Raw genomic sequence first — 12,005 nt, forward strand, 5'->3', positions numbered from 1 at the left:
AAACCAGCATTTCGGTTCCACTTTACTTGTTTTTACTCCCACTCAATCGTTGCCGGCGGCTTAGACGTAATATCATACACAACTCGATTAACGTGCTTCACCTCATTGACAATCCGACTTGAGATCTCCTGTAATACATCCCAATCGATTCGGGCGAAGTCGGCGGTCATCCCGTCGATGGAGGTGATGGCGCGGATGCCGATGGTGTAGTCGTAGGTTCGGCCGTCGCCCATGACGCCGACGGAACGGAAACCTGGCAACACCGTGAAGTATTGCCAAATATCCTTATCCAAGCCGTGCTTAGCAATTTCTTCCCGCAAGATATAATCGGAATCGCGGACGATTTCCAGCTTATCTTCAGTAACCTCGCCGATAACGCGGATGCCGAGGCCCGGGCCTGGGAATGGTTGGCGCCATACTAGTGCGTGTGGCATGCCAAGCTTTTCGCCGAGTTCGCGGACTTCATCTTTGAAGAGTTTGTTGAGTGGTTCGATGAGTTTGAACTTGAGGTCTTTTGGTAGGCCGCCGACGTTGTGATGGGACTTGATCGTTTGAGCGGTGTCGGTGCCGGATTCCACGACGTCGGTGTAGAGCGTGCCTTGGGCGAGGAATTCGATGCCGTTGAGTTTGGCAGCTTCTTCATTGAAGACTTCGATAAAGTCGCGGCCGATGATTTTGCGTTTCTTTTCGGGATCGGTGACGCCTTTTAGATCATTGAGGAAACGATCCTTGGCATCAACTTTGATGATGTTGAGGCCAAACTTGCCTTTGAGGCTGTCCATGACCTGTTCTGCTTCGCCTTTACGAAGTAGACCGTGATCCACGAAAATGCTGGTCAATTGCTTGCCGATTGCTTTGTGCAGCAGAACGCCAACAACTGACGAATCAACCCCGCCGGAGAGGCCGAGCAGAACGCGTTTGTCGCCGACTTCGGCCCGGATTTTGGCGATTTGCTTGGTGATGAAATCGTCCATGCTCCAGTTGGCTTCGGCGTGGCAGACGTCGAAGGCAAAATGATGCAGAATCTCGTGGCCGTACTGGGTGTTTTGCACTTCGGCGTGGAACTGGATACCGTAAAATTTGCGTTCGTCGTCATCCATGGCGCTGATCGGGCAATTAACGCTAGTGGCCGTGCTACGGAAGCCATCTGGCACACGGGTTACCAAGTCGCCGTGGCTCATCCAGACGGTTTGATCTTTTGGCAGGTCACGGAATAACTTGGCTCTATCGTCAGTCACTTCAATGTCGGCTTTGCCGTATTCACGGTTATCGGCCGGCTCAACATCCCCGCCGAGCCGCTGAGCCATCAGCTGCATGCCATAACAGACGCCCAGAATCGGGATGCCGAGTTTAAAGATGTCTTCGTCAACGCCAAGCGCGCCTTTGTCATACACACTGTTGGGGCCGCCTGAGAAGATAATCCCTTTTGGCGCGATTTCTTTAACTTCTGCCGCCGTGATGGTATGAGGCTTTAATTCAGAGTAGATACCAAATTCCCGGATTCGCCGGGTGATTAACTGATTATATTGACTGCCATAATCGAGGACGATGATCTTGTCGTAATCCTTGTTCTGGTCATTTGCCACAGTCCGCCACACTCCCTTGTTTGAATGCACTAATTTTACAGAGTTTTCATAAGCTGGTCAATCGTGAGTGAGAAGCCTCTCATCTAAGAAATTGCGAAGCCGCCGCGTGATTGGCCAAGTTAGTGCCAGATTGTCTGGCAAGTTGTCCCCTATTTTTGAAAAAAGCATGCGCCCACCGTCACCATTTTCGTAATGCGACCTGATCGATTTTGTGGCCGGTCGTTTTATGCAAAATGATGTCCGCCCGATTTTTAGTGGGCAGGATGTATTCCTTCAGATTCTTAAGGTTGACATCCCGCCAGACCTTCCGTGCCATGTCAAAAGCGTCCTTGCGATTCCCGATGGCATATTGATAGTAATAATTGCTCGGATCCGTGAAGGCCGTGTCCAGCAAAATGCCGAAGCGCTCCAGATACCACTGTTCAATCAAGGTTGGATCGGCGTCGACATAGATGGAAAAGTCAAAGTAATCACTGACATAAATCGGTTGCTTGCTAGGCAGCTGCAAGACATTGATACCTTCCACAATGAGAATATCTGGCCGGTCGATGACCTCGTACTCATTAGGCACAATATCGTATATCTGGTGACTGTACTTCGGGGCCCGCACCACGCCGCTAGCATTTTTGACGTTGTTCATGAAGTGAATTAGCAACTGCATATCGTAGCTTTCGGGGAACCCTTTTCGATCCAAAATGCCGCGTCGTTCTAGTTCGGCATTGGGGTAGAGAAAACCGTCTGTGGTGATTTGTTGGACGCGCTTGTCCGGATATGCTCGGCTCAGCAGCAACTGCAGCAGGCGCGCGGTCGTGCTTTTGCCGACTGCCACCGAACCGGCGATACCGATGATAAACGGCGTGTGCGGATTGCGCTGCATCCCCAAAAAGCGGCTCAAGGTAAACATGTCGCCTTGGTAATCCTCATAGCGAATGTGAATCAGGTGGCGCAGTGGTGAATAAATGGTTTTGACATCATCAAGACTGATTTCATCATTCAATGAACGTAACTGCGCCAGCTCGGCATCGGTTACGCTGGTAAAATTTTGCGAGTGAAACTGGGACCATTCTGCCCGATCAAACTTATAAAAATTCATTTCGGATTGCATAACTTACCGTGTCCTTGCGTTTAATGCTTTCATTTTAGCATAGAAACGACCGGTTATTTCGGCCAATCGGTTTTGCTTGACAGTCGGGAAAAGGTTGTGCACAATGAGAGCAATTAGTTCATGCCGCTTACCATCGTGTGCTCACCACCATCGGAGGGTTGCTATGTTTGAATCTCTTTTGTCGCTTATTCCAGAAGTTGTTCTCGAGTCGATTTTCATACCGATTTTTAGGCCTGAATTTAACCTTGAAGCGTCGACTAAGTTTAACTGGTTTCGTTTTTTACTAACGCTTGCAGTCAGTGGACTTTTTGCTGGTGCTGGCATTTGGCTTTTGCTTCAATTACTGACGGATTCACTTAATCCAGTGTCCCTGTTTGGCGGATTGCTGCTCTTAGCATCAGGCAGTATCCCGGCTGGCCGTGCCGTCATCGATTTTATGGACTATCGACGCCAGCGCCTCGCTAAAATCGAAGCAGAAAAGCCTTATCAAGAACTTTGATACATCTCCAAGTTTGCTAATCATTCAATCTCCAAACAAAAAGCGCCCGAACCCGAGCGCTTTTTGTTTGCTACCAATCATTAATCGTGCAAGGTAAACTGCAACTTCATCTTCGGTGCCGCAGCTGCGACCATCTGTCCCAGTAGCTCGTTGCTGTTGGCCATGGCCAAGTCAGCCATCTGTTCGTTCGCTGTGGTCAGATGTTCGCGAATGTTTTTGGCATCCTGAACCGCCTTGTCGGTTTGCAGTTGCAGATGGCGGCAAGCCGCAACGGTCTTTTGTTCAAAGACGTCTTCCTGATCCTTGAACAAAGAGAAGTCGTAATCGCCAAACGTTGCCAGCAGGTTGCTCAGCCAGTACATTTTGGAAACATCAAAATGATCCCCTGAGTCGCGATAAGCCGCCGGTGTGTCATTCACGTTGGCATAAAACGGCACAACGGCATTGAATGTGTTGGGGCCAAATGCGAGCCAGTGAATGCCGGCGACTGCAGCTGGCACGTCATTGCGAATCTGCAAAATGTGGAGTTCCTGATTGCGGTTAATACCGATCGGCCGATACAGCTTTTTCTGCGCCGGCGTGCCGGTCGTGCCGTAAACATCGTAAGGCGTGTTTTCGTAATGTGAGCTTTCGACAAACTTCACGTCCTCGATGCTGATCTTTTTGGAGGTGCGGCAGATGAACGGCAGGTCCTGATCGATCGGGGTGGTATCAAATTCCGGATTGAAATACTTTTGGCCGTACCATGCCCGCGGATTGTTGTAGCGGGTGTCTTTGATGGTGGCTGAGCCGAAAATGTGGCGCAGGTTGTAGCCTTCCGTGTCCGGATTGAGGTGATACGTCTCGATCAAGTCACGCAAGTCCGCGCTGCTCATCGTGTCATCGCTGGTAAAATCAAAATCGGTGATGTTGAAGCGGTTCGGAGCGATCACGTAGGCGTCGTCCGGAATCCGAATTGCTGCCCAGTGATGACCGCCGATGCTTTCGAAGTACCAGACTTCATCTTTGTCAGCAAACGCGATGCCATTGCTTTCATAGGTGCCATATTGCTGAAGGAGACTGCCCAAGCGTTGAACGCCTTCGCGTGCGCTATGAATGTACGGCAATACGATGGTCGGCATGTCTTCTTCGCCAATTCCAGCCGGTACCAACGGATCAACGCCCAGAATCCGGCTGTTGGTCGTGATCGTCTCAGTTGACGTCATCGCCACATTGTCGCTATTAATCCCGGCTGCGGCCCAAATACCATGGCCATCTTCGGCTTCCGGCGTGGACGTGTAGCCCAATGGATCAGCAGGCAGGTCAATCGAAAACTTGCTAAGCACGGAATGATACTGACGCGGCTGATCTTCAGGTTTGACATAGACAAACTTTTGCGGATGCAACGGCGATTCGCCGTCTTCGTTACGCGCAATAATCGTCGAGCCGTCAATCGAAGCCTTTTTACCTACTAACACCGTGGTACACGAGCCGACATAACGTTTTGCCAAAATAATCGTCCTTCTTTCAAAATAGTCTCGCCTGCACAACGCCCACAAGCTTGATTTAAAGTTAACTTTACCGCGCAAAAACGGGTTTGCCAATAGTTGGCAGGAAACCTAGGTAAACAAAATCGCCTGTTTGAGATGATTGCTCTCAGAACAGGCGATTAATATTTTAATTAGAAATTTGTTTTCAGGCGGATTAGGAGTTTGGCACGGCGTCTGTCAAACTAATCCAAAGGCACCTCACCAAAACTGGCATTAATCTTGCGATAATCCGCACGCCGCTCATCGTAACCAGCTAACAACCGCTTTTCGAAATCCGATTCTGCTTCAAGCGCTGGCAGCGGGCCGTCTTCTTTGTGGCGCGCCACGAACGTTGCAAAAGCCGTACCGACCTGAAACCGTTCGCCGGTCGCCAGATGTTCGCCAATTAAATGAATAAACACTTCCAGGGACCGGTGACCCACGCCGCTGACCATACACTTAATTATCAACGCATCCCCTAAAGTGACCGGTGCATTCAACCGCACCATGTCAAGCGAGCCGGTCGCCAACCCGCGACGGCCTAATCGTTGTGCCGCAATCGAACTGACATCATCGATCCAGGTAAAAATCTGGCCGCCAAACAGTGTCTTGTGGGCATTTAACATGCCGGGAAAGACCCGATAACTCGAAACCGCCAAAGTGTCGCGCATTTTAACCATCAACTTTACCCCCGCTCATACAGATCTGCCGGAACCTTATCCAACAACGGTGTGACATCCGGGCTGGCAAGCATCGTCAGCCGGTGCATCGCCCGAGACGCGACCGTATATAGTAATTCCCGCTCGTCTTCTTCGTGGTAGTTCGCCGCGTTGACCTGCCAAAGGACCACGGCATCGAATTCAAGTCCCTTAGCCAGGAAACTCGGTACCACAATCACGCCGGCTGCTAACCGCTGATTTTCGGACTTGATGAGCGTCACCTTAATCCCCGCCGCTTTCATCTGGTCGTAAATCGCCTCGGCATCCTCGAGCGTCTTGGCAATGACCGCGGTTGTCTGCTTGGCTTCATTGTTCACTTTTAGCTGTGCCCCAAGTGCCGTCATCAATGCTGCTTCATCAGGCCGCACGACCAACTTAGGCAGCGGTCCTTGGCGGTTGAAGGCCACGATTTTCTGCCCCGAGGTCAAAATGGCTTTGGTGAAGTCTGTCACCTGCTTGGTTGACCGATAACTTTGCGTCAATTGCACGACCCGGGTCTTCTCCGGATCAAACAACTTGCTGGTTTCGTTGATCAGCGTCCGTGAGTCATCCTTGGTGAAAATGGCCTGATTCAGATCGCCTAACAACGTAAACTTAGCCCGCGGGAAACTGTCCTTGAGGTAAGCCAACTGATACGGCGTATAATCCTGAATTTCATCGACAAACACATACCGCATCTCGCGCTCGCCATGTCGGCCGGTGATCAAGTCGTAAAGATGCAGGTACGGCGTTGCATCGGCCATTGGCAACTGCCGCTGCTTGAACACGTCGATGAAATGATCGACTTCCGCCTGCCATTCGTCTTCAGAAATGCCTTCTGCCGCTAAATCATAAATCGCCGGCACTTCCCGCAAAAAGCTGACGTACTGGCCGCGAATGTTAATGAACCGATTCCGGACAATATCCTGCTGAATCTCGTCAAAGCCCTTCATCACCAACTGCCGGGCAAAGAAGCGATATTCATCATCGCTATTTTTAAATTCTTTCGGGCCATCTTGTTGCATCGAGCGAATCGTTTCGTCGCTTAAATTCTGCACCGCTTCTTGAACCCACTGTGCTTTGGTTTCGGATTCAATTTTCCGATTCAGCATTTTGATCAACCGCTCTTTGGTGGCGTTCAGGCGATTGCCCATATGATAATTTTCGTTGTAACTATAAAAAATCTCACGGATACGCTTGCGGGAAAAGAACACTTCGCCACGGAAACGAATATCGCGGAAACGCAAGCCGGAACGTTCCAGGCTGGTGGCATATGTTTTGGCTGCGTTGAAGAAATCCAGGCTACCCTTGACGCGGGCGATTTTCTTTTGCACCGGCGTCAGTTGCTGCTCGAACTGGGAAAAGAGATTTTGGACGTCAATGTGCGGCAACCGGCGCGTGACATATTGATAGTACGTGAACTGAACCATGTTCTGCTCGCCTAATTCCGGCAAAACGTTGCTGATGTAGTCGGAGAAAAGCTGGTTCGGGCTGAACATGATTACCTGGCTGCTAGTCAGATTGCCGCGGTAGCGATAAAGCAGGTACGCAACCCGCTGCAAAACGGCGCTGGTTTTACCGGAACCCGCAGCACCTTGCACAAACAGCAAATCGGCTTTGGTGTCGCGGATAATCTGGTTTTGTTCGCGCTGAATGGTTGTGACGATGGTCTTCATCTGCGTATCGGACTTCTCGCCCAAGACTTCCAGCAACATTTGATCGCCGATGGTCTCGGTGGTGTCAAACATGGTCTGAATCCGCCCGTTTTTGATCACAAATTGCCGTTTCAAAGAGACGTTGACCTGCTGCGGCCCGTCCGGCGTTTGATAAGTGACTTTGCCTAAGCCGCCATCATAATAGATGGAACTGATCGGCGCCCGCCAGTCGTAAATAAGAAACTTGCCGGCCTCATTAGTAAACGAACCGAGGCCGATGTAAATCGTTTCCGGCTTCTCCTGGCCTTCCTGAAAATCAATTCGGGCAAAGTACGGGTTGCCCGCCAATCGTTTTACAGTCGCAAGTTGCTGGGCGCTTTGCTTCCATGCATTGGTTCGCTCATCAAGCACGCGTTGCTGTTGTTGGATCGAAGCGGCGGTTTCAATGGTTTCCGCATCATTACTGAAGTTGAGGGAAAAATCATTGAAGAAGTTGTCGCTAATGCTTTTCTCTTCGGTTTTGGTCTTGGCCATCTCTTTTGAAAGACGAACCTCGGCACTGGAGAGCTCCTTCATGATGCCATCTAAATGTTGCTGCTCTTTAGCCTGCTCAATCTCGACCACGCCATCATCTCCTTAACGGTTATCAAATAATCGTTATAACATCTTATCACTTATGAGCCTGCGCCGCAAAAGCGACTATAACTACTTTAACTGAGCGACTCCCGATACGCCGAGCTGGCTCCGCGGCGATTGGGATGGAACGTGGTGGGCACGACTTTGAGCCTCAGCAAAACCGGCTGAGTCTCAAAGTTCGGCCTTGTACTACGCTGGGAAAACCGCCCAGCTAGTACAATCTCACCACTGATCCCATCGCCGCTCCGCCCGCTCGGATTCTATCATCCAAAAACCATTTCAACTTTTGATTTATTGTTTCTTCTCTATTTCAGCTTTCTCCGCAACAACGGTGTCCACGCTTCGAGTACATACCCCACTGCCAGGCCGATGGCGACGCCTAGTAAAATGCGTTTGAACGGCAGGCTGATGAGTAGACCGACTAAGACGCAAGTACCAACAATGACGGCCCTACGATTGAAGAAAGATTTTCCTTGACGTGGCGGCTTTTGATTTTGTATCATACGCATTCCTTTCATTTATTCATACTTTTCGTTACGATTGACTCATCCATTATCGCTGATCGGAGGTCATTATGGAATCTATTTCACTTTTAATTGTCCTGACAGCTGCCCTGGTAACCCCGCTGTTCATGGCGCATTTTCACATTAATAGTATCCCGACTGCGGTAGCCGAGATTCTAGTTGGTATTGTATTAGGCAAAAGCCTCTTGGGGTGGGTGCACACCGGCGGCAACGTGCAATCGTTGAGTGAACTCGGGGTCACCATCCTGATTTTCCTATCCGGGATGGAAATCGATTTCTCCTTGTTCAAGCCGCAGCCTAAGACGACAAAAGGACCGCAGCCAGCCAATCCCGTGATACTTGCTGCAGTGGGATTTGCGACGGTAGTGCTGCTCAGCCTTGGCTTTAGTTACCTGCTGCAATTGATTCATTTCTTTAGCTATCCGATTTTTGCGACCATCCTTTTTACAACGATCGCACTCGGCGTTGTCATTGCGGCGTTAAAAGAAAAAGAACTGCTGCACCAACCGCTTGGCCAAACGATTTTGTTGATTGCAGCTTTAGGCGAAGTGATTCCTCTTATTAGCTTGACGATATACTCCGCTGTGAATGGCAGTAGCGACAGCAATCTTTGGCTGCTGCTGTTACTGTTACTGGCAGCTTTGGTGTTGTTGGCGCGATTCAAACGGGTCTACAGCTTTTTTGCAGCGATCGATAAAAGCACCACGCAATTAGACATTCGCCTAGCCTTCTTCTTAGTCTTCACCTTAGTCACAATTGCTTCACAAGTCGGGGCTGAGTCCATTTTGGGGGCTTTCCTTGCCGGGATGGTGATGAAGCTGCTCGGACCGCGACAGGAAACCCAAGATAAGCTGACATCCATTGGCTACGGGTTCTTTATCCCGATTTTCTTCATCGTCACCGGCGCCAATCTGAATTTAAAGGCCTTAATTGCCGATCCTAAAAGCCTCTCATTGATTCCCTTAGTTCTAGTCGGCTTCTTTATCACCAAAATTGGCCTCTACCCGGTATTGCGCCGCCGTTTCAAGGTATCAAATGCATTGGCCGGTACTTTCTTATCAAGTGCTACCATTACGTTGGTGATCCCGACGTTAACCGTTGGCCGCAACCTTGGCATTGTGACGGAACAGCAATCGGGCGCCTTCACGCTGGCGGCTGTGATTGCCTGTGTCAGTGGTCCGATTCTGTTCAATCGCCTTTTCAAACCGGAGCCGGAAACATTCAAAAAAACGCGCGTCACTTTTATCGGCGGCAATCTGTTGACTGTCCCAATTGCTCAACATCTAAGTTCGGACCGATATGACGTCCAACTGTTTACCGATAAGGCGGAAAACTTCCGCACCTATAATTCTGAAGTCGCCATCTCTCTAGCCGATTATCAGGAAGATGCACTGAAGGCGGCTGGCGCTTTTGACTGTGACATCATCGTGCTCGGTGATTTCGACGCAGACACCAACTACGCACTTGCCAAAATGGCACTCGCCCAAAAGGTGCCGCGTATCATTGCCCGGTTTGCTGCCAAGGATGCTACCACTGATCGCTATGATCGCTTGCGGGACGAAGGTGTCGAAGTCTTCAATGCGCTTGACGCCAACATCGCCCTTCTCCGCAGCCTGATCGAAACACCGTCAACGCTGCAGATTCTAGACGATACGATCGCCGGAATTTACGAAGTGACCATCCGCAACTCGCGCTTTGCCGGTCTCGAACTCAAGAACCTGCCATTCATCGACGACATCACCGTCAGCCAGATCTACCGCAACAAAAAGTTCATCGCACCGCACGGCGACACCCAGTTATACCTGGGCGATCACCTCATCTTCTCTGGCGACAAACACTTGATCCGCAACATTCGGACGCAGGTGGAAAAGCTTAATTAGCTGGTTGAAGTAGGGTCGTAGTGCGCAGGCATAATATAAAATTGTCCAAGATATAGTTTGTTTGTTGGTTTCTAAGGACAATTCGTTGGGCTTATTAGGATATCAGTGCCAAAGCGGAGCAATCGTAGGCCAGCTGGGGCTCAGTGGTGAGATTGTACTAGCCGGGCGATCTTCCCGGCGTAGTACAAGGCCGAGCTTAGAGCCTCTGCCGGTTTTGCAGAGGCTCTAAGTCGTGCCCACCACTCTAGCTTCGCGGTCGCCATCCCTCAGCTGGCCGGAGATTGCGGAGTTTGGCACGGCACAGAACTTTTAGCCTAAGTTTTAACCTCCCCTGCGATCATTTTCAATCAGGCTTTCGCTTCCTGACGTGGTACAATGAGATTATTCTAAGAAAAAAAGGTGATCAAATGAAACAAGGAACAACGATCCTGACCTTAGACAACGGCTACCACCTGTGGACCAACACGCAAGGTGAAGGCGATATTCATCTGCTGTGCCTGCATGGCGGCCCTGGTGGCACTCACGAATACTGGGAGAATTTTGGCGAAGAGCTCGCTGATCTCGGTGTTCAAGTGCACATGTACGATCAGCTCGGATCGTTTTATTCGGATCAGCCTGACTATTCTGATCCGGAAATTGCCAAAAAGTACCTCACCACGGATTATTTCTTGGGTGAAGTCGAAGAAGTGCGCAAGAAGCTGGGCTTGGACCATTTTTACTTAATCGGTCAAAGCTGGGGCGGCGCGTTGACCCAATTGTATGCGCTGAAATATGGCCAACATCTTAAAGGTGCCATCATTTCATCCATGGTGGATAACATCAATGAGTACGTGGAGCACATCAACTTGGTCCGCGAAGAGGCATTGCCACCTTCAGCCGTTAAATACATGAAGAAAATCGAAAAAGCCGGCAAATGGGATGATCCGCAATATCAAAAATATGTCGATGTCCTCAACCGAGGGTACGTTGATCGCAAGCAGCCGCCTGCTATTTCCCATTTAATTAGCACCATGGCGACACCCGTTTATAACGCTTTCCAAGGCGATAACGAATTCGTTGTCACCGGCAAGCTGAAAGACTGGGACATCAGCGACCAAATCCACAACATCAAGGTACCGACGCTGCTGACATTTGGCGAACACGAAACCATGCCGCTAAAAGCCGCGCAACGCATGGCCGAAGTCATTCCGCATGCGCGTTTGGTCACCACTCCTAATGGCGGTCACCATCACATGATCGACAATGCGCCTGTTTACTTTAAGCACCTAAAGCAGTTCATTTCCGATGTTGAAAACGGCACTTTCAATGACTAGTTGTAAAAAGCGGTTTGCCATCTGCGGCACCGCTTTTTATATAAAGGAGCTTTCTGATGGCCTATACCGTTGATTTTAAAACCGTCAGTACGACTGGCCTCGAAAGTTCGCCTGTCGCCCAATCGCTGGCTGGTTTACGTGCCAATGAAGCGCGCTACATTTGGAACAAATTCAAAGTGCCTTATGTGACGTATCCGATTGCAGCCAGGCCGGACAGTCTTGCTTGGCTGCAAACGATTTTAGCCGAACGGGCGTTGACTTTTGCGGCCAAGCCGCTGGAAATCTGCGACTTGGCATTGCCCGACATGCGCTGGGTCGAAGCCTATTATCAAGACGGACTTGTTGTTAATGTCATGTATTCGTTAACGGACCCGAAAAAACGGGCAGTCGGCTTCAAACTCAGTGAGGGCATGGCTGTTCCCGATGAGCTCGCCGGTAAGTTCAAGTTTGCCCGCCAAAAATCAAAACTTGCCGGCACGATTCGCGGTTCCTTTTTCGTGATTAAAGGCAGTTATTGAATTTATCGTCAATTGCTTCACAACCATTTAATGCAAAAAACGCTTGCTGCCAGTAGCTTGAAAATTCAAGCTGCTTGGACAGC

At 50.0% G+C, this 12,005-nt stretch carries 10 protein-coding genes; 4 read left to right on the top strand and 6 right to left on the bottom strand.

From position 1 onward, the window contains the following. Positions 1-32 precede the first annotated feature (32 nt). Positions 33-1,586 carry a glutamine-hydrolyzing GMP synthase gene (gene guaA / locus LHUE1_RS00400; protein WP_049172514.1) on the bottom strand — a complete coding sequence of 518 codons (1,554 nt, stop codon included), beginning with the start codon at positions 1,584-1,586 and terminating at the stop codon, positions 33-35. 178 nt (positions 1,587-1,764) lie between these two features. Next, complete coding sequence (gene coaA / locus LHUE1_RS00405; RefSeq protein WP_277848145.1) at positions 1,765-2,691, bottom strand: type I pantothenate kinase; 927 nt, start codon at positions 2,689-2,691, stop codon at positions 1,765-1,767. Between the two features lie 163 nt (positions 2,692-2,854). Between coaA and LHUE1_RS00410 the strand changes: the two genes are divergently transcribed. Continuing rightward, positions 2,855-3,190, top strand: coding sequence for a hypothetical protein (locus LHUE1_RS00410; protein ID WP_049172510.1), 336 nt, complete (start codon positions 2,855-2,857; stop codon positions 3,188-3,190). Between the two features lie 80 nt (positions 3,191-3,270). On the opposite strand, the gene LHUE1_RS00415 is transcribed toward LHUE1_RS00410, so the two are convergent. From LHUE1_RS00415 to LHUE1_RS00430, 4 genes are all read right to left on the bottom strand, one after another. Continuing rightward, a complete protein-coding gene (locus tag LHUE1_RS00415) occupies positions 3,271-4,680 on the bottom strand; it encodes a C69 family dipeptidase (RefSeq protein ID WP_277848146.1) in 1,410 nt (469 codons plus the stop codon). 221 nt (positions 4,681-4,901) lie between these two features. Further along, positions 4,902-5,378 (bottom strand): acyl-CoA thioesterase, encoded by a 477-nt coding sequence (locus LHUE1_RS00420; protein WP_277848147.1) that lies wholly within the window; start codon positions 5,376-5,378, stop codon positions 4,902-4,904. A 5-nt stretch (positions 5,379-5,383) separates the two neighbouring features. Further along, positions 5,384-7,675 carry an RNA polymerase recycling motor HelD gene (gene helD, locus LHUE1_RS00425; RefSeq protein ID WP_277848148.1) on the bottom strand — a complete coding sequence of 764 codons (2,292 nt, stop codon included), beginning with the start codon at positions 7,673-7,675 and terminating at the stop codon, positions 5,384-5,386. 317 nt (positions 7,676-7,992) lie between these two features. Next, the gene (locus LHUE1_RS00430; RefSeq protein ID WP_049172504.1) at positions 7,993-8,190 is read right to left on the bottom strand and encodes a hypothetical protein; all 198 of its coding nucleotides are present in this window, start codon (positions 8,188-8,190) and stop codon (positions 7,993-7,995) included. A 71-nt stretch (positions 8,191-8,261) separates the two neighbouring features. Between LHUE1_RS00430 and LHUE1_RS00435 the strand changes: the two genes are divergently transcribed. The 3 genes from LHUE1_RS00435 (at position 8,262) to LHUE1_RS00445 (ending at position 11,922) form a co-directional block, all read left to right on the top strand. Further along, positions 8,262-10,091, top strand: coding sequence for a monovalent cation:proton antiporter family protein (locus LHUE1_RS00435; protein ID WP_049172503.1), 1,830 nt, complete (start codon positions 8,262-8,264; stop codon positions 10,089-10,091). Between the two features lie 407 nt (positions 10,092-10,498). Next, complete coding sequence (locus tag LHUE1_RS00440) at positions 10,499-11,404, top strand: proline-specific peptidase family protein (protein ID WP_025013446.1); 906 nt, start codon at positions 10,499-10,501, stop codon at positions 11,402-11,404. Positions 11,405-11,460: 56 nt separating this feature from the next. Further along, complete coding sequence (locus tag LHUE1_RS00445; RefSeq protein ID WP_087912450.1) at positions 11,461-11,922, top strand: phage tail protein; 462 nt, start codon at positions 11,461-11,463, stop codon at positions 11,920-11,922. The last annotated feature ends 83 nt before the right edge of the window (positions 11,923-12,005 follow it).

Source organism: Lacticaseibacillus huelsenbergensis, from assembly GCF_029726355.1.
Classification (GTDB): Bacteria; Bacillota; Bacilli; order Lactobacillales; family Lactobacillaceae; genus Lacticaseibacillus; species Lacticaseibacillus casei.

Excerpts from the sequence above, each read along its gene's own strand:
- LHUE1_RS00445 (WP_087912450.1), top strand. The coding sequence starts at position 11,461 with ATGGCCTATACCGTTGATTTTAAAACCGTCAGTACGACTGGCCTCGAA.
- coaA (WP_277848145.1), bottom strand. The coding sequence starts at position 2,691 with ATGCAATCCGAAATGAATTTTTATAAGTTTGATCGGGCAGAATGGTCC.
- LHUE1_RS00420 (WP_277848147.1), bottom strand. The coding sequence starts at position 5,378 with ATGGTTAAAATGCGCGACACTTTGGCGGTTTCGAGTTATCGGGTCTTT.
- LHUE1_RS00430 (WP_049172504.1), bottom strand. The coding sequence starts at position 8,190 with ATGATACAAAATCAAAAGCCGCCACGTCAAGGAAAATCTTTCTTCAAT.
- LHUE1_RS00435 (WP_049172503.1), top strand. The coding sequence starts at position 8,262 with ATGGAATCTATTTCACTTTTAATTGTCCTGACAGCTGCCCTGGTAACC.
- LHUE1_RS00440 (WP_025013446.1), top strand. The coding sequence starts at position 10,499 with ATGAAACAAGGAACAACGATCCTGACCTTAGACAACGGCTACCACCTG.
- LHUE1_RS00410 (WP_049172510.1), top strand. The coding sequence starts at position 2,855 with ATGTTTGAATCTCTTTTGTCGCTTATTCCAGAAGTTGTTCTCGAGTCG.